This window comes from Streptomyces sp. WM6378 (genome assembly GCF_001279695.1).
Classification (GTDB): domain Bacteria; phylum Actinomycetota; class Actinomycetes; order Streptomycetales; family Streptomycetaceae; genus Streptomyces.
In genome coordinates this window covers 126,450-151,734 of the sequence record NZ_LGDD01000234.1, presented here as the reverse complement: position 1 = coordinate 151,734, position 25,285 = coordinate 126,450, and the positions used below count along the sequence as shown (strand labels likewise).

The 25,285-nt window shown below is 70.4% G+C and carries 29 protein-coding genes; 12 read left to right on the top strand and 17 right to left on the bottom strand.

The annotated features are described in order from the left end of the window. Complete coding sequence (locus ADK54_RS19010) at window positions 1-1,191, bottom strand: cytochrome P450 (protein ID WP_053726833.1); 1,191 nt, start codon at window positions 1,189-1,191, stop codon at window positions 1-3. 112 nt (window positions 1,192-1,303) lie between these two features. Between ADK54_RS19010 and ADK54_RS19005 the strand changes: the two genes are divergently transcribed. Next, entirely contained in the window at window positions 1,304-1,930 is a 627-nt protein-coding gene (locus ADK54_RS19005; protein ID WP_420717333.1) for a TetR/AcrR family transcriptional regulator, read from the top strand. A 20-nt stretch (window positions 1,931-1,950) separates the two neighbouring features. Here the strand turns inward: ADK54_RS19005 and ADK54_RS19000 are convergent, their stop codons facing one another. From ADK54_RS19000 to ADK54_RS18990, 3 genes are all read right to left on the bottom strand, one after another. Next, window positions 1,951-2,652, bottom strand: coding sequence for an alpha/beta fold hydrolase (locus ADK54_RS19000; RefSeq protein WP_053726831.1), 702 nt, complete (start codon window positions 2,650-2,652; stop codon window positions 1,951-1,953). A gap of 212 nt (window positions 2,653-2,864) precedes the next feature. Continuing rightward, window positions 2,865-3,056, bottom strand: coding sequence for a ferredoxin (locus tag ADK54_RS18995; RefSeq protein ID WP_053726830.1), 192 nt, complete (start codon window positions 3,054-3,056; stop codon window positions 2,865-2,867). A gap of 20 nt (window positions 3,057-3,076) precedes the next feature. Then, entirely contained in the window at window positions 3,077-4,297 is a 1,221-nt protein-coding gene (locus tag ADK54_RS18990) for a cytochrome P450 (protein ID WP_053726897.1), read from the bottom strand. A gap of 122 nt (window positions 4,298-4,419) precedes the next feature. Here ADK54_RS18990 and ADK54_RS18985 point away from each other — a divergent pair, with 122 nt between their 5' ends. Both ADK54_RS18985 and ADK54_RS18980 read left to right on the top strand, forming a co-directional pair. Then, window positions 4,420-5,067, top strand: coding sequence for a TetR/AcrR family transcriptional regulator (locus ADK54_RS18985; RefSeq protein WP_053726829.1), 648 nt, complete (start codon window positions 4,420-4,422; stop codon window positions 5,065-5,067). A 52-nt stretch (window positions 5,068-5,119) separates the two neighbouring features. Continuing rightward, window positions 5,120-5,350, top strand: a complete 231-nt coding sequence (locus ADK54_RS18980; protein ID WP_053726828.1) for a bacteriocin immunity protein — start codon at window positions 5,120-5,122, stop codon at window positions 5,348-5,350. 638 nt (window positions 5,351-5,988) lie between these two features. Here ADK54_RS18980 and ADK54_RS18975 read toward each other — a convergent pair. From ADK54_RS18975 to ADK54_RS18965, 3 genes are all read right to left on the bottom strand, one after another. After that, the gene (locus ADK54_RS18975; protein ID WP_053726827.1) at window positions 5,989-7,125 is read right to left on the bottom strand and encodes a permease; all 1,137 of its coding nucleotides are present in this window, start codon (window positions 7,123-7,125) and stop codon (window positions 5,989-5,991) included. A 228-nt stretch (window positions 7,126-7,353) separates the two neighbouring features. Then, window positions 7,354-8,031, bottom strand: a complete 678-nt coding sequence (locus tag ADK54_RS18970) for a DUF305 domain-containing protein (protein WP_053726826.1) — start codon at window positions 8,029-8,031, stop codon at window positions 7,354-7,356. A gap of 100 nt (window positions 8,032-8,131) precedes the next feature. Continuing rightward, window positions 8,132-8,551, bottom strand: coding sequence for a hypothetical protein (locus ADK54_RS18965; protein WP_053726825.1), 420 nt, complete (start codon window positions 8,549-8,551; stop codon window positions 8,132-8,134). A 242-nt stretch (window positions 8,552-8,793) separates the two neighbouring features. Here ADK54_RS18965 and ADK54_RS18960 point away from each other — a divergent pair, with 242 nt between their 5' ends. Further along, on the top strand, window positions 8,794-9,711 hold the full coding sequence (locus tag ADK54_RS18960) for a MurR/RpiR family transcriptional regulator (RefSeq protein ID WP_053726824.1): 918 nt from the start codon (window positions 8,794-8,796) through the stop codon (window positions 9,709-9,711). 357 nt (window positions 9,712-10,068) lie between these two features. Continuing rightward, window positions 10,069-10,473: a hypothetical protein gene (locus ADK54_RS18955; protein WP_053726823.1), complete on the top strand. Its 405-nt coding sequence runs from the start codon at window positions 10,069-10,071 to the stop codon at window positions 10,471-10,473. Between the two features lie 9 nt (window positions 10,474-10,482). Here ADK54_RS18955 and ADK54_RS18950 read toward each other — a convergent pair whose 3' ends face one another. After that, a complete protein-coding gene (locus ADK54_RS18950) occupies window positions 10,483-11,556 on the bottom strand; it encodes a saccharopine dehydrogenase family protein (protein WP_053726822.1) in 1,074 nt (357 codons plus the stop codon). A 107-nt stretch (window positions 11,557-11,663) separates the two neighbouring features. Between ADK54_RS18950 and ADK54_RS18945 the strand changes: the two genes are divergently transcribed. Continuing rightward, window positions 11,664-12,629 carry a helix-turn-helix domain-containing protein gene (locus ADK54_RS18945; RefSeq protein ID WP_053726821.1) on the top strand — a complete coding sequence of 322 codons (966 nt, stop codon included), beginning with the start codon at window positions 11,664-11,666 and terminating at the stop codon, window positions 12,627-12,629. A gap of 41 nt (window positions 12,630-12,670) precedes the next feature. On the opposite strand, the gene ADK54_RS18940 is transcribed toward ADK54_RS18945, so the two are convergent. After that, a complete protein-coding gene (locus ADK54_RS18940; protein WP_053726820.1) occupies window positions 12,671-12,967 on the bottom strand; it encodes a hypothetical protein in 297 nt (98 codons plus the stop codon). 243 nt (window positions 12,968-13,210) lie between these two features. On the opposite strand from ADK54_RS18940, the gene ADK54_RS46815 reads away from it, so the two are divergent. Beyond that, complete coding sequence (locus tag ADK54_RS46815) at window positions 13,211-13,378, top strand: hypothetical protein (RefSeq protein ID WP_199826994.1); 168 nt, start codon at window positions 13,211-13,213, stop codon at window positions 13,376-13,378. A 163-nt stretch (window positions 13,379-13,541) separates the two neighbouring features. Here ADK54_RS46815 and ADK54_RS18935 read toward each other — a convergent pair whose 3' ends face one another. After that, a complete protein-coding gene (locus ADK54_RS18935) occupies window positions 13,542-14,111 on the bottom strand; it encodes a GNAT family N-acetyltransferase (RefSeq protein ID WP_053726819.1) in 570 nt (189 codons plus the stop codon). A gap of 219 nt (window positions 14,112-14,330) precedes the next feature. Between ADK54_RS18935 and ADK54_RS18930 the strand changes: the two genes are divergently transcribed. Continuing rightward, the gene (locus ADK54_RS18930) at window positions 14,331-15,551 is read left to right on the top strand and encodes an MFS transporter (RefSeq protein ID WP_053726818.1); all 1,221 of its coding nucleotides are present in this window, start codon (window positions 14,331-14,333) and stop codon (window positions 15,549-15,551) included. Window positions 15,552-15,618: 67 nt separating this feature from the next. Here ADK54_RS18930 and ADK54_RS18925 read toward each other — a convergent pair whose 3' ends face one another. Continuing rightward, window positions 15,619-16,047 carry a hypothetical protein gene (locus tag ADK54_RS18925; protein WP_234392131.1) on the bottom strand — a complete coding sequence of 143 codons (429 nt, stop codon included), beginning with the start codon at window positions 16,045-16,047 and terminating at the stop codon, window positions 15,619-15,621. An 83-nt stretch (window positions 16,048-16,130) separates the two neighbouring features. Continuing rightward, window positions 16,131-16,943: a maleylpyruvate isomerase family mycothiol-dependent enzyme gene (locus ADK54_RS18920; protein WP_234392130.1), complete on the bottom strand. Its 813-nt coding sequence runs from the start codon at window positions 16,941-16,943 to the stop codon at window positions 16,131-16,133. 206 nt (window positions 16,944-17,149) lie between these two features. On the opposite strand from ADK54_RS18920, the gene ADK54_RS18915 reads away from it, so the two are divergent. Beyond that, window positions 17,150-18,322, top strand: a complete 1,173-nt coding sequence (locus ADK54_RS18915; protein ID WP_053726817.1) for a PP2C family protein-serine/threonine phosphatase — start codon at window positions 17,150-17,152, stop codon at window positions 18,320-18,322. A gap of 307 nt (window positions 18,323-18,629) precedes the next feature. On the opposite strand, the gene ADK54_RS18905 is transcribed toward ADK54_RS18915, so the two are convergent. Continuing rightward, window positions 18,630-18,968 (bottom strand): thioredoxin family protein, encoded by a 339-nt coding sequence (locus ADK54_RS18905; protein WP_053726815.1) that lies wholly within the window; start codon window positions 18,966-18,968, stop codon window positions 18,630-18,632. A 296-nt stretch (window positions 18,969-19,264) separates the two neighbouring features. Between ADK54_RS18905 and ADK54_RS18900 the strand changes: the two genes are divergently transcribed. Continuing rightward, window positions 19,265-19,915, top strand: coding sequence for a hypothetical protein (locus tag ADK54_RS18900; protein WP_053726814.1), 651 nt, complete (start codon window positions 19,265-19,267; stop codon window positions 19,913-19,915). 232 nt (window positions 19,916-20,147) lie between these two features. Then, the gene (locus tag ADK54_RS44950) at window positions 20,148-21,215 is read left to right on the top strand and encodes a hypothetical protein (protein ID WP_053726813.1); all 1,068 of its coding nucleotides are present in this window, start codon (window positions 20,148-20,150) and stop codon (window positions 21,213-21,215) included. A gap of 37 nt (window positions 21,216-21,252) precedes the next feature. Here ADK54_RS44950 and ADK54_RS18890 read toward each other — a convergent pair whose 3' ends face one another. Both ADK54_RS18890 and ADK54_RS18885 read right to left on the bottom strand, forming a co-directional pair. Beyond that, window positions 21,253-22,038, bottom strand: coding sequence for a phosphodiesterase (locus ADK54_RS18890; RefSeq protein ID WP_053726894.1), 786 nt, complete (start codon window positions 22,036-22,038; stop codon window positions 21,253-21,255). A 147-nt stretch (window positions 22,039-22,185) separates the two neighbouring features. Beyond that, a complete protein-coding gene (locus ADK54_RS18885) occupies window positions 22,186-22,638 on the bottom strand; it encodes a hypothetical protein (protein WP_107090563.1) in 453 nt (150 codons plus the stop codon). Between the two features lie 363 nt (window positions 22,639-23,001). Here ADK54_RS18885 and ADK54_RS18880 point away from each other — a divergent pair, with 363 nt between their 5' ends. Then, window positions 23,002-23,700 carry a scabin-related ADP-ribosyltransferase gene (locus ADK54_RS18880; RefSeq protein WP_234392129.1) on the top strand — a complete coding sequence of 233 codons (699 nt, stop codon included), beginning with the start codon at window positions 23,002-23,004 and terminating at the stop codon, window positions 23,698-23,700. Between the two features lie 99 nt (window positions 23,701-23,799). On the opposite strand, the gene ADK54_RS18875 is transcribed toward ADK54_RS18880, so the two are convergent. Both ADK54_RS18875 and ADK54_RS18870 read right to left on the bottom strand, forming a co-directional pair. Further along, a complete protein-coding gene (locus tag ADK54_RS18875) occupies window positions 23,800-24,453 on the bottom strand; it encodes a class I SAM-dependent methyltransferase (protein ID WP_053726811.1) in 654 nt (217 codons plus the stop codon). Between the two features lie 264 nt (window positions 24,454-24,717). Further along, the gene (locus ADK54_RS18870) at window positions 24,718-25,047 is read right to left on the bottom strand and encodes a LuxR family transcriptional regulator (protein WP_053726810.1); all 330 of its coding nucleotides are present in this window, start codon (window positions 25,045-25,047) and stop codon (window positions 24,718-24,720) included. Between the last annotated feature and the right edge of the window lie 238 nt (window positions 25,048-25,285).

Below are 25,285 nucleotides of genomic sequence, written 5' to 3'. Positions count from 1 at the left end.
TCACCACGCGACCGGCATGACGCGCGGGCCGCGGACCAGCATCTCGGACTTCCACGTCACGTCGCCGGCCAGTTTCAGCCCGGGGAAGCGGGTGACGAGGGCGCTCAGGGCTTCCTGGAGTTCCAGTCGGGCCAGCGGGGCGCCCAGGCAGTGGTGGACTCCGTGGCCGAAACCGAGGTGCTGGTTGCCTTCGCGGGCGATGTCGAGCACACCGGGGGCGGTGAAGCGGAGCGCGTCGCGGTTGGCGGCGCCCATCGCGACCAGGACCGGGGTGCCGGCCCGCACCAGCGTGCCGCCCACCTCGACGTCCTCGGTGGCGTACCGGGCCTGGCCGGCCCCGCTGCCCAGCGGTACGAAGCGCAGCAGTTCCTCCACCGCGCCCGCGATGAGCTCGGGCCGGGCCCTGAGCTGCGCCAGCTGGTCGGGGTTTTCCAGCAACGTCAGGGTGAAGTTGGGGATCTGGGACGCGGTGGTCTCGTGTCCGGCCACCAGGACCGCCACGCACAGGTCGACGAGTTCGAGCTCGGTCAGGCGGTCGCCGCCGTCGCGGGCCTCGATGAGCGCGGTCATCAGGTCGTCCTGCGGATCGCGCCGGTGCACCTCGATCAACTCGCTCATGTAGGCGCGGAGTTCCTCACGGTTGGCCTCGAACTCGGCGGCGGTGAGCGAGCTGGTGGACAGCGCCGCGTCGCTCCATACCCTGAAGCGCGGGCGGTCCTCGGTGGGCACGCCGAGCATGCGGCAGATCACGGCGACCGGCAGGGGCAGCGCATACATGTCCACGAGGTCGGCGGGCGGCCCGGCCGCTTCCAGGTCGTCGAGCAGGCTCGCGGTGAGTTCGCGGACCTGTGGGCGCAGCTTCTCGACCTGGCGGACGGTGAACGCCCGCGCCACCAGCGAGCGCAGCCGGGTGTGATCCGGCGGGTCCATGCCGAGAATCCCGCTGTCGTTGCGACCCTCGGACTGGCGGGGCTCGTCGTGCGAGGCGCCTTCGGCCCGGCTGAAACGCTGGTCGCCGAGGACGAGCCGGGCATCCGCATAACGGGTGACGAGCCAGGCGGACTCGCCGTACGGCAGCTGTACGCGTAACAGGCCCGGCAGTTCGCGTACGCGCTCGTACTCCTCGGCGAGCTGGAGTCCGTCGGAGGTGTTGAAGGGATAGGCGAGGGGTGTGGTTTCGGCTGTCGTCACTGCGGCCTCCCGGATGTAAGCAGCTGCTTACAACGGTAGGGGTGCCTCTTGGGGGCGGTCAACGGCGCATTGTGGCCGTTATCCTGACGGGCCGTCTGAGAGGACCTGTCCCGTGGAAGAAGCCCCCGAATCGATGGCCCCCGACCCGCCCGCGCCTGACTCGCCCGCTGGTGAGCGCCGCCGCGACGCCGGGGCCACCCGCCGCCGGCTGCTCGACGCCGCCCGGGACCTGTTCGCGGAACGGGGCTACGAAGGGGCGACGGTCCGCGAGATCGCCGAACGGGCGGGCGCCAACCAGGCGTTGCTGTTCCGCTACTTCGGGTCCAAGCAGGGACTGCTCACGGAGGTCGTCGCGCAGGGTGGCCTGGAGCAGTTGCGCGCCACACCGCCCGAGGAGCTCTTCGAGACCGCGCTGCGTTCGATGCTGACCAGCAGCGCGTCGGGGTCGGCCGATCGGTCCCTGGAGGTCTACCTGCGCTCCATGGGGCGCGGAGACGAGGCGACCGGGACGTTGAGGGAGCTCGGCGAGCAGTACCAGAGCGCGCTGGCCGCGCTCTCCGGGGCCAAGGACGGTGCCCTGCGCGCGGATCTGGCCATGGCCTGGCTGCTCGGCATCGGGCTCATGCGGACGGTCGTGGCGCGCGAACCACTGGCCAGCGCGGACCCGGACACCGTCTGCCGCCTGGTGGTCGACACCCTCGACCACCTCTGGTCCGCACCGGACAGCGAGACGCCCTAGCTCCACCAAATGGCCAGGTTCTAACGGCAGATGAGGTCGGCGAGCTCCGCGGGACGGCTCAGCGCGAGGAGGTGTCCGCCGGGCATCGGCTCGATGTCGATGCCGAGGCGCTCCTCGGCGTTGCGTCGCTGGAAGTCCAGGGGGAAGAACCGGTCGTCGCGTCCCTGCACGAAGCGGGTCGGGACATCCGGCCAGGCGTTCAGCGGCCAGGGCTGGGTGAAGAGGGCCTCCGCGGGACCGGCCGGACCCGCGGCCATCGCCTCTTCGGTCACGGCGGGCGGCACGTCGTGGAAGAAGTCGGTCAGCAGGTCGAACTCCGCCGCCGGGTCGCGGCCCTGCCGCACGGCGAACGCCGAACGCGCCTCGGCCTGGCCGGTATTGGCCCACCAGTCGCCCGCGGTCTCACCGGGCGCCGGAATCATGGCATTGACCAGAATCAGCCCGTCGACAGGGACGCGTTCGCACACGAGCGGTGCGAAGAACCCGGCCAGCGACTGCGCGACGAGGACCAGCTCGGGCGAAGTCCCGCAGCGGCCCTGGTCCTGGTCGTGTTCGCCGATCGCCCGTACGACGGCGTCGACATGTTCGGCGAGACCTGCCGCCGAGTCGTGCGGCAGATCCAGCGTCACGGCCTCGTGTCCGCGTCCGCGCAGTTCGGGGACGACCAAGTGCCAGTACCAGGCGCGGCCGTCCGCGCCGGGGATGAGTACGTACGTCGTCATGCGCCGCTCCTCGCAGACTGGAAAGCCCCCGGGTCGCGCTGACGGGGTGGGGAAGCCCATCGTCACCCGGGTCGCACCGACGGGCCACCACCGACACCGCGGGATCCACGCACGTACCGCGGGCGGGAGGGGGCAGGAGCGGGCAGCGGAGGAAGACGGCGCTCGTCCGGACCGGAGCCGTTTGAGCGGCCCGGTCCGGACGGAGGCGAGGGCTATTCGCTGATCCGGACCGCGCCGGAGGGGCAGAGGTTCCCCGCCTGGCGGGCGGCGGGCTGCTGGGCGCGATCGGGATCGGGCGTGATCACATCCACGAGACCGTCGTCGTCCTGGTCGAAGACGCCGGGCGCGGTCAGCGCGCACAGTCCGGCGCCGACGCAGACGTCCCGGTCGGCGGACACTCGCATGGGGGCTCCCTTCTCCCCGGTCACCAGGTGACCGGGAGTTCGTTGACGCCCTGGATGGTCGTGCCCGGGCGCAGCGTCAGCTGATCCACGGGCACGGCCAGGCGCAGGGTGGGAATGCGCTCGAACAGCGCGGTCAGGATGACTTCGAGTTCGAGGCGGGCCAGGTTCTGGCCGAGGCACTGGTGCACCCCGTACCCGAAGGACAGGTGATGGCGGGCCGAGCGGTGCACATCGAAGGCGTCCGGGTTCTCGAACACCGAACTGTCGCGGTTGGCAATGGAGTTGGTGACGATGACGCCCTCGCCCTCCCGGATGAGCTGCCCGTCGATCTCGATGTCGGCCGTGGCCACGCGGCCGCCCGCGATGTCCGCGATGGCGAGGTAGCGCAGCAGTTCCTCGACCGCGCCGGGCAGCAGGGTGGGGTCGGCACGCAGGGCGGCGTGCTGGTCGGGGTGTTCGAGCAGGGTGATCACGCTGAGGGAGGTCATCGAGGCCGTGGTCTCGTGACCGGCGACGAGCAGCAGCAGCGCGGTCGAGATCAGCTCCTCGCGGTCGATCTCGCCCGCCGCCAACTGGCGTGTCACCAGGTTGTGCAGCAGGCCGGGGCCGGGCTTGGCCTGCATCGTGGTGATCAGCCCGTCCAGGTAGTGCTCGAAGTCCTGGCGTGCGGCGATCGCACCGGCCGCGTCCGTCGCCTGCACGAGACGTCGACTCGCGTCCTGGAAGAAGTCGTGGTCGGCGTAGGGCACGCCGAGCAACTCGCAGATCACCATGGACGGAACGGGCAGCGCGAACTGGCTGACCAGGTCGGCGGGCGGTCCCGCGGCGAGCATCTGGTCGAGGAAGCCGTGCACGATGCGCTCGACGTCCGGCCGCATGCCCTTGATGCGCTTGACGGTGAACTCGCTGATCGTCATCCGTCGGCGCGGCCCGTGTTCGGGCGGATCCAGACCGATGAAGGCCGGGCGGACCTCCCGGATGGCCTGGAAACGCGGGGATGTGGCGGGGAATTCGTCGCGGGTGCGGTCCGAGGAAAGGCGGGGGTCGGCGAGCAGCTTCCGCGCCGTCTCGTGCTTGGTGACCACCCAGGCCCTGCGGCCGTCGAAGAGGGTCACGGCGTTCAGCGCGTCGGGCTCGTCCCGTAACTGGCGGTAGGACTCGGGCAGTTGGTAGGGGCACGTACGGTCGGCCGGGAAAGCTGGGGCCTCGCGTGTCTGGATCGCTGCGGCGGTCTCGGTCATGTCGGTCATCGAATCCCTCGAAACCTCAGACGTTAAAGAACGGACAGTTCTCTAACTGCGAGGCTAAGCTGTCCCCCTTAGAGAACGCAACGGCCCCTATCGGACACACCCGGGAGGCATGGGTGCCCAGCAGCACCGGCCCGGCCACCGAACCATCCGCTGACCACCGCAAAGGGCCGCGCCGCCGCGGCGAGGAACTGGAAAGCGCCATTTTGCGGGCCACCTTGGACGAGCTCGCCGAGGTGGGTTACTCCGCGCTGACCATGGAGCGGGTCGCCGTACGGGCCCGCACGGGCAAGGCGGCCGTCTACCGCCGCTGGCCGAGCCGGGCCCAACTGGTCCTGGACGCCTGCAAGTTGGGCAAGATCTCCGAAGTCGACCTGCCCGACACCGGCGGAATCCGCGGCGACGCGCTGGCCCTGCTGCGGCAGATGGCGGCCACGATGTCCAGCCCGCTCGGCGGGATCATGCGCGGGCTCCTCGGGGAGATGACCCGCGATCCCGAGCTGGCCGAGCTGATCCGGGAGCGGATCCACACCGTCCGCCCGTTGGCGGTCGGCGTCATCCTGGAACGGGCCGTCGAGCGCGGCGAGGTCGAGCCGTGGGTCCTCTCCTCCCGCCGGGCCACGGTGGCGACGGATCTGCTGCGCAACCATTTCCTGCTGTTCGGCACGCCCGTGGCGGACGAGGTCATCGTGGACATCGTCGACGACGTGTACCTCCCACTGGTCCTGAGCCCGGCCGCGAGCCGGCCGAACAAGGCCGACTAGGACCTGTCATGCCGATCACACGCCCCGCCGGGGTGACTCGACGGAGGACTCGATGAGCGCACTGGAGATGAGTCGCGCGGAGGCGGTGGCGCTCGTGCAGCGGATCATGCAAGCGGACTACACCTCAGACGACGAGGTAGACGGCTGGCTGAACAGGCTCGACCGAGCCCTGGCGTGCCCGTCCGGCCATGTGAGCGATTTGATCTTCTGGCCGCCGGAGCGGGAGCTCTCGGCTGATGAAGTAGTCCACCAGGCCCTGGCGTATCGGCCAATCGCTTTGTGAGGTCGAACTCAACCCCGATGCCGGTAACGCCCATACCGGGTAACCCTGAGCCGGCGGCCCCGTTACCGTCACCGTGCATTTACCGTCACCGTGCATTCAGCCGCGAAGCAAAGAGAGTCGCAGCGACCACGGAGTACACCTGCAGTCGATCGCCCGTCACGCCCTGCTCCGCGAATGATCTGGCAAGGTGATCCTTCAGGGTGAAGATGACCGACGGCTCCGTGCTCTCCCTAGAACTTCTGTGCGCCCAGATCGTCTTCGCGGACTAGGCAACCGCCTTCCAGTCCACCGACATCGCACCGGCAGACCGCCGACATCCCGTACTGCCGACGACAGTCGGCCGTCTCAGCCGAGAGCCACCCGTCCGGAACCTCAGAAGCGGACGCCAACCCGGTGAACCTTCCCAGTCACAGCACCTGACAAGGTGTTCGCCCTGGCCGATGCGCTCGATGCGCCGGGTTGGGTCACTGGGTTGGGTCGTCGGGGAGCAGTCCAGCGGCCTGACACGCTGACGTTCCCGGGCTGGCGGCGGCACGCTCCGTCGTGATCGGTCATTTCGGAGTCGCGTGGGCGCTTGAGCTGCGCGCAGACGGCTGGCGACGCAGCTGGCCCAGCCTCCTGCGTCGCCCGGAGAGCGCCTAGTCGCTGGGCGCCCCGCCCATCATCCTGAGCATCCCCATCCCTCCGGTCCGGAAGAAACGTACGACCAGGGCGGCCGCAAGCACGAGGAACACGAGGTTGAGCCAGGTCGTGTAGTTCCAGGCGACGCCCGCCATGGGGATGGTGGCCGAGCGCCGGTCGGGTACGAGGCCGAGGCCGCCGAAGGTGAACTCCACGACGTACCCGGCGACGACCATCGCCAGATAGAACGTGCCGAGGAGGAAGACGGCCATGCGGGCGCCGTAGTACTTCCGGTAGATGGTGAGGATCGGCAGGATCAACAGGTCCGCGAAGATGAACGCGACCACCCCGCCGAAACTGATCCCGCCCTTCCAGAGGACCACCGCCAGCGGCACGTTGCCGATGGAGCACACGAACGAGGCGATGGCGACGAGCGGGCCGATCAGCGGCCCCCAGATCCTGGCCGCCAGCGGATGCCCGTCGAAGAAGAACGTACGCCAGAAGGCGTCCGGCACCCATGCGGCGATCGCGCCCGCGACGACCAGGCCGACGACGAGATCGCGCAGGATCGCCGCCCACTCCATGACGAAGACGTGCGCGGTGGCCGTGAACCCCTCGGCCGAGAACAGCCGCCCGGCGAACGAGCCCTCCTTCTGTACGGACATGTCCATCGCGGCATGCCCCTCCATCGAGCCGGCCAGACCGCGCTCGGCCTGTTCCCTGGCCCGGCTCAGCAGCCCCTCCCGCAAAAAGAGGCGGAACAGCGCCGCGAGCAGCACGATCATGAGGGGGCCGCCGACGAACTCGGCCGCCGTGAACTGCCAGCCCATCAACAGGGCCAGAATTACCCCGAGTTCGACGACGAGGTTGGTCGAGGCGATCTCGAAGGCCATCGCCGCGGTGAAGTGAGCGCCCTTGCGGAACAGCGAGCGGGCGAGCGCGACGGCGGCGTACGAGCAGGAGGACGAGGCCGCGCCGAGCCCGGCCGCAAGCGCGAGGGTGCGCGGCCGGTCGTCGCCGAGCAGTGCGACGACGGTGGACCGGCGCACCACCGCCTGCACGACGGCGGACAGGGCGAAGCCCAGGACCAGGGCCCAGGTGATCTCCCAGGTCATGGAGCCGGCGATGCGCAGGGCGTGCAGTACGGCATCCATGGGCGTGCCTTCCGCGAGGAGGGGCGTGGGCCAGGTGGGTCGCGCGGCGTACGGGAGAGTTGGGGTTCCGGGCCCTCGCCGGGACGAAGACCCGGAACCCGATTCGCTGTTATCCGTTGGTGGCTATCTGATATCTGTTATCTGCCGTCTGTTGTCCGCTATCTGTCAGTCGTCGGCCGATAACCGACGGCTGACCTCCGACAGCCGACAACTGGCGGCCGTACGCCACTACTTGAGCCGGCCGACGATCTTGTTCATCTGCTCGATCTCCGCGTTCTGGGCAGCGATGACGTTGCCCGCGAGCCTCTTCGCTTCGGGGTTGCCGCCGTTCTTCTGCTCGTCCTTGGCCATGGTGACCGCGCCCTGGTGGTGGCCGATCATCAGCTGGGCGAACTTCTTGTCGAAGTCCCTGCCCTTGGCGGACTTGAGGTCACTCATGTCCTGGTCGGACATCATCCCGGGCATGCCGGACGAGCCGTGGTTCATCCCGGGCATGTCCCCCATCGACGACGAGGCCGAGGGCAGCGGCTTGCCCCACGCCTTCAGCCAGCCCTTCATCGTGTTGATCTCGGGATCCTGAGCCTTCTCGATCGCGGAGGCCAGGCTCTTGACCTCGGAGTCGGCGGCGCGGCCGTCGGCGAGCCGAGCCATCTCGATGGCCTGCTGGTGGTGCGGGATCATCTGCTGAGCGAACGTCACGTCCGCGTCGTTGAAGGCGCCGCCCGGGGACGAGATACCGGAGGACGGGACGCCGCCGCCCCCGTGGTTCATCCCGGGCGTGGCCGAACGGTCGGGCTTGGAGCTGTCGGAGGAGCCGCAGGCGGCCAGCGCCAGGGCGAGGGCGGCGACGGTGCCGGCGGCCGCGAGCATGCGGCGACGGGCGGCGGAGGAACGGGAAACGGACATCAAAAGGGTTCTTTCCAGGTGGCCGCGCCCATGCTGGGGCGCGGGTGAACGGGCAGGGCACTTCGCCGGTCCGACCGGGGCCGAGGCCGGGCAGCGCCTGTCACGTCCGCGCGACGCACACCTGAAGGAGCAGACCTCTGCCGCTGAGCGGCGGCCCACGCCGCGCCTCGGCGAACAGCCCCGTACGGCGCAGTCCCGAGACGACGAGGACCACCAGCCCGAGCACGGCGAGCAAGCCGGCCGCGGCCAGCGGCAGGCGCTCGCGGGCGGGGGTGGACACGCAGAGCTCGCCGCTCATCCCCGAGACGACGGGGGCGGCGTGTTGCTGCCCGCGCACGTCCGCATGGCCCGTATTCATGGGCTTCATGGGCACGGTCACGGGGGCTGGCTCCGCCATCTCGCCGTGGCAGCCCGCGGCTGCGTTCGCCGGAGCCCCGTGCATGGCGAAGAGGCCGAACAGGACGGCACACAGCACGAGCAGCCGGGACAGCCCCGCCCCACGCGTCCGTCCGCGGTCCATGGCTTTCCTCGGCCTTCTCTCGCTCGTACGACTCCTGCGCTCGGGCCCGACGATACCCCCACCGGGTTTGTGCGGGGCACTCCCCACCCTGGTGTGCGCGAATGGTGTTTCACCACACCCGCTCGGGCTCCGCAGGGTGTGTGCTTCACCGAAGTAGCCAGGTCAGTGGTGGAATTTGGGCTGGTCCGCCACAAGGGTGAGCTATGTTTTGAGCACACATGGCATGAGAAGGAGGCCCGCCGGTGTCATCGGGGCAGCAGGTACGCGCCCAGTCGGCCGCGATCACGCCGAGCGGGGAGCCCTCGGACCATGAGCGCGCCCCGGCGGACCGGGTCCGCGCACTGTTCGACGGCCACCGCCTCTCCCCCGGGCAGCGGCGCATCGCCCAGTACCTCATCGATCACCTCACCGACGCCGCGTTCCTGTCGATCACCGAGCTCGCGGAGCGGGTCGGTGTGAGCCAGCCGTCCGTGACCCGCTTCGCCTCGTCCCTCGGCTACAGCGGCTATCCCGCACTGCGGGAAGTACTCCAGCCGATCGCCCTGAGCGCGGTCGCCGGCACCCCCGAGGGCCGCGAGGAGAGCCGTCACAACGAGCTCCAAGCGGCGGTTGACGCCGAGATCGAGAACCTGGAGAACGTGCGCCGCCTGGTCGCCAACACCACCCAGCTCCTGGAGATCGGCCGCGAGCTCGCCCTCTCGGTGCCGCTGACGGTCCTCGGCCTGAGGATCTCCGTGTCCCTCGCGGAGTACTTCGCGTACGCGGCCCGTCGCATCCACCCCGATGTGCGGCTGGTGACGCGAGGCGGCAGCGTCGCCTACGACGCGCTGCTGCAGTCCCGCTCGGCGGGCGGGACCTGGGTGCTCGCCTTCGCGATGCCCCGGCACGCCAAGGAGACCCTCTCCGCGATGCGGGCGGCCCGCAGCGCCGGGCTGCGCGTCGCGCTGGTCACGGACACCACGCTGGGCCCGCTCGTCGACGAGGCCGATGTGGCGCTGACCGCCGGCACCGGCTCACGGCTGGTGTTCGACTCGTACGCGGCGCCGGGCGTGCTCGCCGCGGCCATCCTCCAGGCGATGGCCGACGCCGATCCCGAGCGGACACAGGCGCGGCTCGAAGAGTACGAACAGGCCGCCGACAAGCACGGCTTCTTCCTCTAGGCCGACCGGCCCGCCCTTCCGTTTCTTCCCCCTGGGCCCGATTCGCCCAGGTCACTGCGCAAGATCTTCACACCCTGCGGGCGCATGAATTTTTTCATACCCTTGTGTACTCAACGGTATATATGTTTACTGAGCCGTGGCGGCCGCCGATCTCTTCCTGCCAAGGAGAGCGACCCCACCCAGTCCCTCTGAACGGACGACCAGCGTGACGCTCTCCCCCTCCTCCTCACGTCGCGCTGGATGTCCGATCCAGGCTGTTGGATCCGGTGGCACGCCCGTGGCGGCCTCGGCTAACCCCTGAGCCGGGGCCGCCCCCCTCTCTCGATCAGAGTTCGACAACCATCGGAAGCGACGAGAATGTCCCCTACGGCCCCCACCACCACGCTCAGCCCGGACTGGCCCTGCCAGGTCAAATCGCCGGGAAGTCGTGACTGGGAACGCACCGCCACCCGTTGGCTGCGCGACCTGCTGCCGGCCCGCTACGCCGGCTACTCACCCCTCATCCGCCACCACGTCCTGCTCGCGCGGCACGCCCAGATCCAGGTCCAGCACGAGATACGCGCAGTGCGCGTCGCCCTCCAGACCAGCCGCGCCGAACTGCCCACCCTCGGTGTGGCCCCGGCCGTCATCGAGAACACCATCCGGATGTACGCGATGGAGCTCGAACAGCTGGGCCGCCTGGCCCGGGGCGTCCGGCTGGTCATGGAGGCGCTCATGGACGACGGCGCCCCGCCGCGCCGCACACACGTACCGCGGAGGTGACTCCGGGGCCTACACCGGCTCCGGCAGATCCAGCCGCGTGAAGTGTTCGGGCGCGAGCGCGCGCAGGAAGTCCGCCGCGTCGAAGGCCGCCCCGGCGGCGACCACGCCCGTCGCGCGGGAGCGTCCGTCGAGGATGCGCGCGAGGGCCTCGACGACGAGTGGCGCCGTGACCGCGTAGATGTCACGGCCGCCGGCGACCGCCCGGCGCGTCTCGCCGCCCCTGCGGACGGCCGCCTCGACGAGGAAGGTCTGCGCGGAGCGTCCGCTGCTGTCGGCGGGGACGGGTTCGGGCGTGGTCGCATCCCGTACGTCCCGCAGCGGCGCGAGGTTCATGACGGCACGCACCTCGGGCGTGCGCACATGGCGCGAGATGGTCACCTGGTCGGCCGTCGCGAACGGGGCTGCGTCCTGCGTCCCGAACGGCTCGGGGAACTCCCACGGGAATTCCTGCGGCGTATAGTCGAAGGGCCTCAACTTGCCTTCGGTGTAGGTGAGTTGCTGCCCGGCATTGCTCTTGCCGGTGAGCCGGCTGCCGAGGGTGGGCAGCCAGCTGTCGAGGGCGTACGCGAGGACCACCTCGTCCACCTCCGTCCAGTCACCCAGCGCCGCGGTGGCCAGCAGATCGCCGACCGCGCCGTAGAACGCGACCGAGGGGGCGAGGACGATCCCCGCCTCCTTCGCCCGTGCGTCGTACGTGTCGAACAGCGCGGCCGTGACGGCCTGTTCGGCGGCGACGTCCAGGTAGGGAAGGCGGGCGCGCAGTGCCGCCTGGGCGACGGGGAGCGCGGTCGCGAGGAACGGTCCCGCGCAGTTGACGACCGCCGACGCGCCCTCCAGAGCGTGGTCGAGGGACGCCGCGTCCCCGGTCGACACGACGCGCACCGGCGCGTCGGGGGCGAGCTCGCCGAGCCCGTCGAGCTTCGCCCGGTCGCGGCCGACGAGCACGACGCGCGCACCGCGGTTCAGGAGCTCCCGCACGACGAAGCGGCCCGTGTGGCCCGCGGCTCCGACGACGGCGACGGACCGCTCGTCGGGCCAGGTAACGGTGTGCGGAACAGACAGTGGGGAAAGGGCGGAACTCATCGTTGGCTCCCGGTTTCTGCAGGTGGTATGTGGTGTGACGCCATAGTGCGGGCCCCGGACCCCCACGCACCAGCGGCCGGAATGACGAGGGGCGTACAGTTTCGGACATGAGTACATCTGCGACTTCGGACGGCCGGACCGTGGCGCTCGCCGTCGCCGAGGGGAGCATGCTCTTCGAGGCCGCGGCGGCCTGTGAGGTGTTCGGCACCGACCACTCCGAGCTGGTCGATCCCTGGTACTCGTTCCGGGTATGCGGCTCACGGCAGGCCCGTGTCGGGGGCTGGCTCCGTGCCGACACCACCCATGGTCTGGACGCCCTCGTGTCCGCGCACACGGTGATCGTCCCGGCGCAGGACGACATCGAGGGCGACCCGCCGGGTGAGCTGATCGACGCGGTCCGCGCCGCGCACGCGGCCGGCGCCCGTATGGTCTCGCTCTGCACAGGGGCGTTCGTACTGGCCGCGGCGGGGCTCCTGGACGGCCGCCGCGCCACCACGCACTGGGCCCACGCAGAGTTGCTCGCGGCGCGGTATCCGAGGGTGACGGTCGATGCCGGGGTGCTCTTCACCGACGAGGCCGACGTGCTCACCTCGGCGGGCAAGGCCGCCGGGATGGACCTCTGCCTGCACATCGTCCGCAGCGACCACGGCGCGACGGTGGCCAACGCACTGGCCCGGCACCTCGTCGTACCGCCGCACCGGGACGGCGGCCAGGCCCAGTTCATCCCCGCGCCGGTGACCCACGGGCGCGACCACCCGCTCGCCGACCTGCTGCCCTGGGCCCTCGACCGCCTCGACCAGCCGCTCACGGTGGAGGATCTGGCCCGGCAGGCGGCCATGAGCAGCCGCAACCTGGCCCGGCACTTCCATGCCGTCACTGGGACCTCGCCGCTGCGCTGGCTACTGAGCCAGCGCGTACGCCTTGCGCAGGAACTCCTGGAGTCGGGCGACGACAGCGTCGAGCACATCGCGGCGCGCACAGGCATGGGGACGTCCGCGACCCTGCGCCGCCACTTCGCCCGCGTCACGGGCCTGCCGCCCGAGGCGTACCGGCGCACTTTCGGCATACGCTGACATCCCCTCGGGCCGAGCACCTGACCGAGGGGACGCCGGGTTCAGAGGACGAACACGCTCCGGCTGCCGTTCGGGCGGTAGGTCTCGCCGGGATAGATCAACCAGGTGACCTGTCCGGTGCAGTTGGGGCCGGAGTGCACCTCGGCGACCGCGTCCGTGTGATTGGTCACCACAGGTGGCGCGAAGTCCCCGAGGGGGAAGCAGCCGCTCGGATGTTCATGGGCCACACCGTCGATGATCAATACCCCCTCGGCCGCATGCGCGGAATTCGCGACCGCGAGCGCGAGTGTCGCGGCCGCCGCACACACACCGAGCGCCGTCATCGTGCGTCGCACCATGTACTTGCCCCTTCCGTCACCGCGGGCCGCACTCTCAAACGACCCACTGGCGCGACTCACCGTATGTGCATGACTACGTCTCGTCACAGGCGTACGGAGGTGAATCCCGCACCCGCCAACACGCCCCTTACGCCGACGAACCCGGCCCTCCGGGGCGGGCCACACCCAGAATGCGATCTACGGGGGTGCGTGCAAGCGTGGAAGTGGCTCTACCTCCGACCTGCCCAGCAGGGGGCGACCACCATGAGCAAGAAGCAGACCCGCCAGAACCGGGGAGCACGCACCGGCGGCCATGACCGGAGCGCCACCTCCGAGATCAAGGAGCAGGTGAAGACCCCTGCCGCGCCGGAAACGACGCACACCACGCCAGAGGTCTCCCACAAGCAGCCGCGGAAGTTCGGCCACAACTAGCCGCGCACAGCGCCACGTCCAGCCGCCGGATCCGCCTTGTTCCTCAACTGGGCGACGGATCCGGCGTGCTTCACAACCGGGCGACGGACCAGGTGTGCTTCACAAGGTGTGTGCTTCACAACTGGGCGCCAGAACAGGCGTGTTGGCGACTTCTACCGCGTCTTCATGCCGGTCGGGACACGTTCCTGGCCGCCCGCCACTCCGGCGCGAGTACCGCCCAGATCTCCTCGTCGTGCCGGGTGCCGCGGTACAGGTAGCTCTCCCGCAGCACGCCTTCCTTCGTCATGCCCAGGCGCCGGGCCACGGCAATGCTCGGTCCGTTGGCTGCCGAGACCCACCACTCCACGCGGTGGATGCCGCGCTCCTCCACGGCCCAGTCGATGATCGCGCGCACGGCCCGGGTCACCAGTCCCTTGCCCACCGCCGACGGTTCCAGCCAGCAGCCCGCCTCGGCGATGCCCTGCGCGGTGTCGAGCCTGCGGAACAGCACGGCGCCGACGAGTTTGCCGTCGGTTCGGATGCCGCAGAGCCGCCCGGTGTCGGCCGCCGTCCTGTCCGCGTACGTCTGGAGGAACGCCCGGCTCGACTCCAGGTCGGTCACGACGTCGGGCAGCCCGTTGTACCGCCCGATGAACTCCCGCCCCCGATCCACATGGTTCAGGAACTCCTCGGCCTGCCAGGGTTCGAGCGGGCGCAGCTCGGCGCCGTCCTCGCCCAGGGATATCACGTACATCCATGCCCTCCACGGTCTCGACGTGCGCCCACAGCGCCGTCGGCCAGACCCTACGGTCACTGTGTAGTCGCGCGCGCCTCGCGAGAACACGACATCACCCCGCGCCCCCATGGGTGGTGTCGCGGAGCTGCCAGAAGCTGCTTTCCCTTCCTGTTGAAGTAGTGGCCACACCTACCCCTGGCCACGCCATGTGGTGCCTCCACACACAGGACGGGAGCCATGTCCTCCACCGCCATCACCACGTCCGACGAAGTCTCCGCGCCACCGACTCGATCGGCACTCATGTCCTGGCTGGCCGTACTGTCGGTGATGTTGGGGATCTTCTCGATCGTCACCACCGAGATCCTTCCCATCGGCCTGCTGACGTCGATCGGATCGAGCTTCACCATCTCGGACGGCATGGCCGGCCTGATGATGACCATGCCGGGCTTCCTGGCCGCGCTTTCGGCGCCGCTGGTCACCGTGGCGACCGGGCGCATCGACCGCCGGCTGATGCTGGGCGCGTTCGTCCTCCTGCTGGCGCTGGCCAACTTCCTTGCCGCGATCGCGTCGAGCTACTGGCTGGTCCTGGTCTCCCGCGTGATGGTCGGGATCACCATCGGTGGGTTCTGGTCCATCGGCGCCGGTCTGGCCGGCCGTCTGGTACCGGCGGAGTCTGCGGCCCGCGCCACCTCGGTGATCTTCGCGGCGGTCCCCCTCGGCTCGGTGCTCGGAGTGCCGCTGGGCACGTTGATCGGCGACCTCGCGGGCTGGCGGACGGCGTTCCTCGTCATGGGGCTCTTCACCGTCGGGGTGCTTGTGCTGCTGCTCGTGGTGATCCCTCCGCTCCCGGCCGGGCGGACGACCCGGTTGCACGTGCTCGGCGGCATGTTCCGGAACGTCAACACCCGGTTCGCGCTGGGGACTACGTTCCTCGTCGTCCTCGCACACTTCGGCACCTACACCTATGTGGCGCCCTTCCTGGAGCGTGTGACACATGTGGGCTCCGGCCACATCACGGTCTTCTTGCTCATCTACGGAGTTGCGGGCATCGCCGGCAACTTCCTCGGCGGGTCGTCAGTCGCGCGTCGTCCGCGAGCCAGCTTCGCGACGGCAGCCGCGATGATCGCCGGAGCGACCCTGCTGCTCCCGGTGCTCGGCCGGTGGGAGCTGGGCGCGGTGTCTCTGCTGATCGTGTGGGGCGTCGGCTACGGTGCCGTGCCCGTCTGCTCGCAGACCTGGTTCTCGAAGGCCTCCCCCGAGGCGCCGGAGGCGTCCTCAGTCCTGTTCACCTCGTCGTTCCAGGCCACGTTCGCCACCGGGGCGCTGGTCGGCGGTGTCGTCGTCGACCGTTTCTCGGCTTCGACGGTCATGACGACGGGGAGCGTGGCGGCCGTGCTGATGGTGCTCGTGGTGTGGGCCCACCACATGAGGAAGGTCTCGTGGCCGGAGCCCTCATAGAGGCACCCGTCAAGCCCAATGCCCTTGGCCGTGGCCCGAGTTGACGGGTGTGGCTGCAAGCCGTCCGTCAGGACAGGTCCGAGCGGCCCAGCCACGCGGGCTTCACCGGGACGCCGTCCGGATACCGCGGCTCCGGCGGAGCGGTCGGCATCGGGGGTATCCGGGGTGGCACCGCGTCGGCGGGTTCCGGCTGTGGTTCGGGCTCGCGTTTCGGTACGGGCGCGGCGGTGTCGTCCAGCAGCTCGGCGACGGTGAACCGGGCGCTGTAGGACTGCCAGGAGCCGTCGATGACCAGCACGAAGCCGTCGCCGGCCCGGAAGAGCCGGCGCCGTTTCGGGTTCCGCGGATGCTCGGGCGTGAAGCGCCGGGCCCGGCCCTCCAACTCCGCGAGGGCTTCGTCGCGCGAGCCCTCCACATGCGTCAGCACGTACGCCTCCACATGCTTGCGATCCCCCGTACCCACCGTCATCTCGACGATCAGCCCCCATGTCGGCACGAGCCACTCCTTCCCTTCCCGATCCGTCCCCGCCGCGGCCACGGCCGTCGTGTCCCGGTCGCTCTCGGAACCCCTCGGCGCCCTCAGAACTCGGAGTTGGCAACCCAGCGCGCGAGCAGCTCGTCGTCGCCGGACGTCTCGAAGGCGTCCGAGGTCCGGTCGAGGCGGCCGTACATGAGCAGGAGCAGATCTGCGGCGGCCCCCTCGACAGTGGCGTCCGCCGGGTGCGCGGCCTCGGCGTCCGCGGGGTCGAGCCCGAAGCCGTCGGGGCGCAGCCGCACCAGCCAGTCGCCGGCCCGGTCGGTGCAGCGGAAGCGAACGGTTTCCTCCTGGCCACGCAGGTGCGCGGTCTTGGGCGCGAAGGACGCGGCGAACGGCAGATTGACCAGGAACTCGTCCACCCCGTCGGCCGCGAGAGCCGGGTCGATGACGGGCCGCAGGCCCACGGCGAGTTCCGCGTCGACACGGTGCACCAGTGTCTCGAACAGCATCCGCCGCATCCAGAACCGGGCATGGGGATCGGCGCCCCACACCCACATCGGGGCATCCGGGTCGGTGTCGGCGAACGCTCGGGCCGCCACCTGCGAGCTCGCCGTCAGCCAGCCGGGGTAGCCGGCGTCGTCGGCCGGCAGGTCCAGTTGCGTCTCGCGGGTGAGAGGCCGTTCCTGGACGCGCTGCCGCAGCAGCCCGGAGAACATGCGCTGCACGCTTCCGGCGTGCCTGATCAGGTCGACCAGCGTCCAGCCGGGGCAGCTAGGCACCGGCGTCGTCAGGTCCGCCGGCTCGACGACCGCCACGAACCTGGCGGTCTCCGTCATCACCGCCTCGCGGTGGGCCGCGGGCGAGGAAACCCAGCGCGAATCGAGTGACCTGTCCCTGTCCATGCCGCTGTCCATGTGGCTGCACCTTTTCCCTTGTGGTTCCACGGTCCGACAGCCCGGGTCGCCTCCCGCGTCCCGGAGGCTCTTGCTCGGACTGTCGGAGTCCAGTCTGCTCCGCGGCCGGTGTCCCTGCGGACTCGGGTCACCTCTGGGCGGTGTGGTCGCAGCACATTCGGCCAGGCGTCCTGTGTGTGAACGGCGGTGCGGTGTATTCAGGAGTGATGGATCTTCAGGCACTGCGCGCGGCCCGGCCCCGCTCCCCGGCGACGCGTCACGCCCTCTTCGTGGTGCCGTTCGCGATGATCGCGGTCGTCACGGTGGGGGACGTCCTCGCCCCGCCCGACGTGCACCTCGGCCCGTTCCTGGCCGCGGCTCCCGCCGTCACGGCCTCGTTCGCCGGGCCCCGGGCCACCGGGTTCGTCGGAGCGGTCGCCGTCGCGGCGCAGGTGATCGTCGCGATGGTGCGTGGCAGTGTCACCGACCTCAACCACACCTTCCAGATCATCACGCTGCTTCTGATCTCGGTGTTCGTGACGCTGTTCGCCCATCTGCGCGAGGTCCACGAGAAGGAGCTGGTGCAGTTGCGCTCGGTCGCCGAGGCCGCGCAGCAGGTCGTGCTGCGGCCCCTGCGCGAGCGGCTCGGGCCGCTGCGCATCGCGAGCGTGTACCTGGCCGCGGCGGCCGACGCGCAGATCGGCGGCGACCTGTACGCCGCCGCCCGCACCGCCCACGGCACCCGGCTCATCATCGGCGACGTACGGGGCAAGGGGCTTGAGGCGGTCGGGGACGCGGCTCTCGTCCTCGGCGCGTTCCGGGCCGCCGCCCACCAGGAGGCCGACCTCCCTGGGCTCGTCGACTACCTCGAACGGGCGGTCGCGCCGGACCTGGACCAAGCCCCGGGAGTCGGCCTCGACACCGACCCGCAGCCCCACTCCCCCTCCGACGAACACAGCGAGGCGTTCATCACCGCGGCCCTGCTCGACATCCCCGACCTCGGCCAGGGCCTCCAGCTCGTGAACTGCGGCCATCCCCCGCCGCTCCTCCTGCGCGGCAACCGCGTCATCCCCCTGGAGGTGGACCAGCCGGCGCCGCCGCTGGGCCTGTCCGACCTCGCGGAGTCCCAACTCGCCGCGCAGGACTTCCCGTTCGAGGCCGGCGACATCCTGCTCCTCTACACCGACGGCGTCCTCGAAGCCCGCGACGAGGCGGGCGCGTTCTACCCGCTCGCGGAACGCGCGGCCGCATGGCACGGCACCGGACCCCGCGCCCTGCTGAGCCACCTCCGCGACGACCTCCTCGCCCACACACCCACCCGGACCCTGGGCGACGACGCCGCGATGGTGGCCATCGAACGGCTCCGTTCACCTGCCGAGCGGAGTGCGCCCCACCCGTAGGGACTCGACGATGGAGAAACCTGTGCACTGTACGCACCCGAGAGGCGGGACCAGGCCATGCGCCGCAGGAACCAGCGGGCGAGCGGGCCCGGTCCGGGCGGACGCCGCGATGTGCAACCACGTCCTGGCGTCGCTGCCCGACGAGCAGACCGTCCTCGGCGTGTTCGGCGAGATCCACCGGCCGCTGCGGCCCGGCGCCCCGCTCGTCCCGCTGACCAAAGACCCGGCGGGCATCGGCATCGAGCACGCCTCCTTGCGGCTCGGCAAGCGTCGCCACCAGGGCCTGAGCCGGGCCGCCTCCCACTCCTCAGAGATTGCCGTCCAGGAATTCCCTCAACGCGGGCCCGTCCATCGGGCCGGTCTCCGTGGCCGTCGCCTCGCCGCCCTTGAGCAGAACGACGGTGGGCGCACCGGTGACTCCGTACCGCTGCACGGGCCCCGGGCAGCGCGTCATGTCGACCTTGACGGCAGTCAGGCGCCCCGCGTACTCCTCGGCGGCCTCGCCGACGACCTCGTCCATGGCCTTGCACGCCTTGACGGCCTTGGGCCAGGTCCCGCAGAAGTAGGCGAGCACCGGGCCATCGGTCATGCCGAGAATGAAGTCGAACTCCTGGTTCTCCAGCGGTTGGTGGACCCTGCGGGCCATGGCACTCCTCGTGTTCCGAGCAGTACTCCGGTCGGTACTGCGATCAGCACCGGCATCGGTACCGCGGCACCCATCATCACCCGCGCAACCCGCGCGCCCTGCCCGGCGCCCCGTCGGCGGGCGACGGCCCGGCACCCGCTCCTGCGCATCCCACCTGCGGCGATGAACACGTTCCGCTTGCGTATTGAGCAGGTCATGGAACGGTGACGAACCTGGTGGAAGCCCACGTTCCCGTACTAAGAAGTGTGATCACAGAGACCGTGTTTGACGGTCCACAGTCATGTATGGGGGAAACAGTGAGCAGTTTCGGCGTGCGGCGGACCGCCTACGGTGCGATCGGTCTGGCGGTCACCGGGGCACTGGCCCTGACCGGCTGCCAGAACGGCGACGACAACGGCGCGAGCGGAAAAGCGTCCACCCCTCCTGCCACCGGGTCCACCGCCCCCACCCACTCCGCACCGCCCAACGCACCCGCCCCGGCCGGCGGCGGCACGGCGAAGGCGGGACAGAGCTTCAAGATCGGCGAGGCGGCGCAGATACCGTTCAGCTACGGATCCACCACCAAGGGCACGATCGCACTCACCGTCACCTCGATCGACCAGGGGCAGCCCGGCGACCTGGCCCCGCTCAAGATGGGTGACCAGGTGAAGGGGAAGGTCCCCTACTACATCCGGTACTCGATCAAGAACACCGGCACCACGGACCTCGCCTATGCGTCGGTGGGCCACATCAAGGGGCTCCTCGGGGACGGCACCGAGGCGCAGGACCTGATGGTCATCGGTACGTTCGACAAGTGCCCCAGCGACTCGCTGTCGAAGGGCTTCACCAACGGCCACACCCAGACCGGCTGCGCGGTCGCCCTGGCGCCGTCGGCCGCGACGAAGGTGACCTCGGCCGAGTACTGGGGCGACCCGTACACCCTCGGCCAGGGCATCTACTGGAAGTAACGCACGCCAGGCCCTTTTCATGGGGCTGTGGCCCACACCGGACAGGACCGGTGTGGGGCACAGCCCGATGTGGTCCGTATGCGGTGTGCAGGTGGTCCGTGCCGGCCGGCCGCCGGGAGATTCGGCCCACCGGCACAGTTCCGGTCGGTTGCCCGGCGAGGCGCCCCGCCGGACGGGCGCGCGGGCGGATACTGGCGGCATTTCCGTACGCCGCGCGTCCGAGGAGCCGGTCATGGTCCTGTCTCCCCCGCCCTGCCCGCATCCGCCCGGCACCCTCGCCCGCCGTTCGGTACTGCTCGGCACGGCGGCCTGGTGTGTGAGTGCCGCCGCTTGCTCGGGCGGGGCGAAGACGTCGTCGGCCGCCTCCACCGGTTCGCCCGCGACCGGCTCGCACACGCCGTCCGCCGCCGACTCCCCCGTGTCCAGCTCACCGTCCGTCTCCGAGAGCCGCGGCGCCGGGCTGCCCCGGGCCGTCCCGTGGCGGCCGGGGCCCGGGGAGATCGAGCCCGCGGCCAAGCTCGCCGCCGTCGAGCTGATCGAGGCGCTGGGTACGTGGCCTGCCGGGCAGGGCAGCGAGCAAGCGGCGGCAGGGCGGGCCGCCGCCCTGGGCATCCCGGCCTCGTCGGCATCTCAACTGGCCGCCCAGGCAGGGTCGTTGATGCCATCCGGGGATGCGGCGGTCGTCCGAGTGATCGACGCCCAGTACGGCGGGATCCTGTCCGACACGGCGAGCGTTCTGGTCGTGTGCGAGCAGCCCACCCTGACCGGGACCACCGTCCGGCCCGGCGGAACCACGGTCGACGTACGGCTCAGCCGCGGCTCAGCCGACTGGCGCGTCACCGCCCTGCACCCCGCGACGCCCGGCCCGGCCAAGGCGCTGGACCCGGCGGCGCGGGAGGTGCTCGGCCAGTCACGGATCGAGCTGCCGCCCGCCTCGGCCGCCGACATTCGCAGCGGTGCCGTGCACGACAGCGTGCTGCGCGCGATGCTCCAACTTGCGGGCGCCTACCGGCTGTCGGTCAGCGTCGTACGCTCCGGGCACCCACTGGACGTGTTCGGCACCGATCGTCCCAGCGACCATCCACTTGGCCGGGCCTTCGACGTGTGGCGCATCGACGGCCACCCCGTCGTCGATCCGGCGACCTCCCGCACCCTGATCACCGCCTTCATGCGGGCCGCGGCGGCGGCCGGTTCGTACAACGTCGGCGGCCCGGTGCAGTTGGCGGGCGGCGACACGGCGAACCAGTTCTTCTCGGACGACACCCATCACGACCATGTCCATGTGGGCTTCACTGCCTGACGCGGCCGTCTCACGGGACCGGGACCGCAGTTCCCCGTCATGGGCCGAAGGACCATGTGGCCACGGGGGCGGCCGTATGACTGACGGGGACGGTGTGGGTGACCCACATGGGTCCGACACACATATGGAGAAGGAAAGTCGTGGGCTCGGCAAGGTAGTTGGGGATCTCGCCGCGCAGAGCAAGGCCGCTCTGGAGCCGGGTGCTGGGGGCCACGGCCAGGGTGGTGCCCCCGAAGGTGGCGGTGACGGAGCGGTGGACGTGGCCCGCGAGGACCCGCACGACCTGTGGATGCCGTCCGACCACTTCGGCCAGGCGCTCACCGTCAGCCAGCCGCATCCCGTCCAGGAAGGGGATCCCGACCGGGATCGGCGGATGGTGCAGGCAGACCAGGGCCGGGACGTCGGGTCGGCGAGCAAGTGCCGTGTCCAGCCAGGTCAGTTGGGCCGATCCCAGGTGGCCACCGGGTGATCCGGGCACTTTGGAGTCCATCACGACGACGGTGAAGGCGGGGTGCTCCACCACGTAGTGCGTGTCGCCCAGGAACGCGGTGCCGCCGAAGGCGTCCCGCAGGGCCTCCGGGTCATCGTGATTGCCCGCGACGAGATGCAGCGGCAACGGGAACCCGCCGATGACTTCCCGCAGGACCGCGTACTCCTCCGGGCGGCCCCGGTCGACGAGATCGCCCGTGATGACCACGGCGTCCGGCTGCGGATCGAGAGCGAGGGCACGGCCGAGGGCACGGCTCAGCGCCTCGGCCGGGGCGGCGCCCAGCGCGCCGGCCGTGATGTGCGGATCACTGAGATGAGCGACGGCCGGGGTCATCTCCGCACGGTTCACCATCTCGCCCCCGGCCACAACCGGTCACGCTCAGGGCGAAAGCCCGCGCCCCTTGCGGGCCCTAGCCCCCGAACAGTTGGCCTGTTCACCCCGCGGTGCGGTGGCGGTTGCCCCGTCGCCGTTCACCCACGCCTACTTCGCGGCGAACAACGACCGCAGGTACTTGCCGTTGACCAGCGCCGCCACGGCGATCAACAGGACGCCGCAGACGGCTTGTTCGGCCTTCATCCACACCGGGAACGCGCCCGGGAGCGCGATGATCGCCGCGATGGCCACGATCATGACGCCGGAGATGACCCTGAGCCGGCGATACGCCGAGCGCGAGCCGCGCGCCGCTCGCACGGCACACACGTAAGTGACCAACGCACTGGCGACAACGATGGCTCCGCGCACCCATACGGCCGCGTTCACGTCCGCGGAGTCGTTGCGCAGGAGCACGATGACCACCAGCGTGAGCACGCTGATGCCGAGGTATCCCCCGACGAGAAGTTTCGTGCTGCGGAAGGCCGCCAGGCTGCGCGGATGGTCGAGGTGTTCCGCGGAAACGGGGGCGGCTGCGGCGTGCGAGCTCCGGGCGACGTTCATGACGGTCCCTTCTCTGTCAATGGCTGGTCCCTGGTGTTGTGTGGCGGCCGGGGCTACGGGTGCCGCGCCTTCGCGGTACGCCATGCGCGCCCTCCCACCATCAATCCCAGGGTCCATGCCGCCCGCCGCCCATCCATCGCCCCCGCGAACGAAGCCCGGCCGGCGCGGCCTCAGGGACCGGTGAGGGCCGCCCCGTAAGGGAGCCCGGATCCGGTCCCTGCATCAGGGAGCCGGCGGGGCGGCGCGGGATCGGTATGACTGTTTCCCTCCTGGGGGTGACCGCGACGCCCATTCCCCCTGATTCATGATCCGTGCCCGTTAGAAAGGGCCCGTCCTGTTGACCAACAGATGGGCTGTTCCAGCATGTTGAAGACCGCTCTGCGCGTCCTCGCCGCCACATCCCTGGCCGCCGCCTCGCTGACCGTCGCCGCTCCCGCTGACGCGACCGTCCAGCGCGCCACGACGGTACGGTCCCAAGGCCCCGACACCGGCCCCTGTGGGCCGGTCGGGCAGTTCCGTTCCTCGGACTGGTGGCGCACCACCACCTCCCCGTCCATCGCCCCGGCCATCCGGCATGCGGCGGCGGACGAGAACTGGCAGTGGCGCGACGACGTCAACACCCTCTGGCGGGGCGACACCCGGGACAACGTGCAGCAGCTCTTCGACGCCGGCTTCACCCCGCGAGGCGAGACGGTCACCCCGCTCGCCGAGTACATCGTCAAGGGCGGTGGCCAGAACACGGCGCATGTCAGCACGAGTTGCGAGAAGTGGGTGGCGCAGAAGTTCGCCACATATGGCGCGGCGAAGACAGGTTGGGTCTACGAGATCGAGGCCCCCGGCGGCGTCGACGTGAACGCCACCGCCCACCTCAACGGGTACCAGTCCCCGTACCTGTGGAACAAGGAGATCGACTTTCCCGGCGGAATCCAGGGGCGTTACATCAAGGAAGCCTGCAAGTACCGGCTTCTGAAGACCGATCCGGACACCAAGGTCAACACATACGAGAACCTGGGCTGCCAGACCAACCGCCAGTTCGCACCCGCCTTGGCTGCCGCACTCTGAGCACGCCGAAGGTGTGCCGGGCCGTCACCCGGCAGAACTCCTGAACTCCCCCGGCCGGGTGGCGGGCGCGAAGCCCGCCGCCCCGCCGTCCCCCGGACATCACGCTTCCGGCTTGCGGGCCAAGAGGCAGGCGTGGCGCCTCTTCACCCGGCCGTCCGGCTCCTGCTCCATGCGCGCGGTGACGTTGAACCCGGCACCGCGCAGCAGCTCGGCCGTACGGTCCAGTGGCAGGAAGTAGGACTCGTACGACACCGGTCGGTCGTAGGCCTGCGTCGGACACATGTGCTCGTAGGCGCCTGTGTAGTCCCCCCACATGAGGTGGCCGCCGGGTGCGAGGGTGCGGTGGAACTCGGCGAACACCGACGGCAGCCGCTCGGGCGGTGTGTGATGTGTGGAGTAATAGGCGAGGATCCCCCCGAGCTCATTGTCGGCGATGTCCAGCGCGGTCATCGAGCCCTCCGTGAACCGCAGCTCCGGATGGGCCTCCCGGGCCAGCACGACCATCCTCGGCGACAGGTCCACCCCGAACGCGGAGAGCCCGAGCAGGGACAGATGCGCCGTCACCCGGCCGGGCCCGCACCCCAGGTCCGCGACGGGACCGCGACCGGCGTCCCGCACGAGCTCGGCGAACGCCGTCAGCATCGCGCGTGACAGCGGGTCCAGCTCGGCCGGGGTGATGACGCGTTCGACGTAGACGTCGGCGACGCTGTCGTACGACTCCCGGACGGCGGCGAGGTAGGCAGGCTCGGTCATCGGGCGACTCTAGCCGAGGGCGATGCGGCACCGGTCGGCGAGCACTGGCCCCGGGCTTCGCCGGCGCGGCCACCGGAGCGACGAGCCCGTCGCGAGCGCCTGCTCGACAATCCGGGCGACGGGGTCGACGGCTACCGGGTCGCGGAACCGACCAGCTCCGCGACCGTCACCCACGCGGTTCTGATACGCCGCTGACGCGCACGACGGCGGCGCGTGCCGGGACGTGTACGCGGGGCACACACATAGGGGCGGATTTACGTGGTGTCAGGTCATCGCCACGGTCAGCAGGAACGTCGAGTCCTCCAGTGCCTCCACGGTGTGTGCCGTGCCGGGCACCGCCAGCAGGTCGCCGTCCCGGCCCTCCCAGGTGTCCGCGCCGGCGACGAGCCGGATCCGGCCCGACCACACCAGGAGCGTCGCCTCTCCCCCAAGCCCGTGTTCGCCGAGCGTGCTGCCCGCGGTCAGAGCCATGACGGTCTGCCGCAGTACACGCTCGTGGCCGCCGATCACGGTGGACGCACTGCGCCCGGCCCCGGCGTCCCGGGCCGCCTTCAGCTGAGCGCGGGCGATTGCTTCCAGGGAGAACTTCTCCATGCCTTGCTCCCACTTCCTTGTGCGAAGGGTGCCGCTTGTGAGGGGTGCCGCGCCACGGGGGTGCGTACCAGGCCGACCCTGGCAGAACCGTGGTCGGCGGCACCCCGGGACGCGCCGGAAGGCGGCTCGGGGTGCCGCCACCGGGGGCGTGCTTGCCGCCCGCCCGACGCGTCGCGTCCTCGTGCGATCATCGGCCGTCGCGATGGTCGGGGAGGGCCGGATGCTGTCGGCCCTGGTG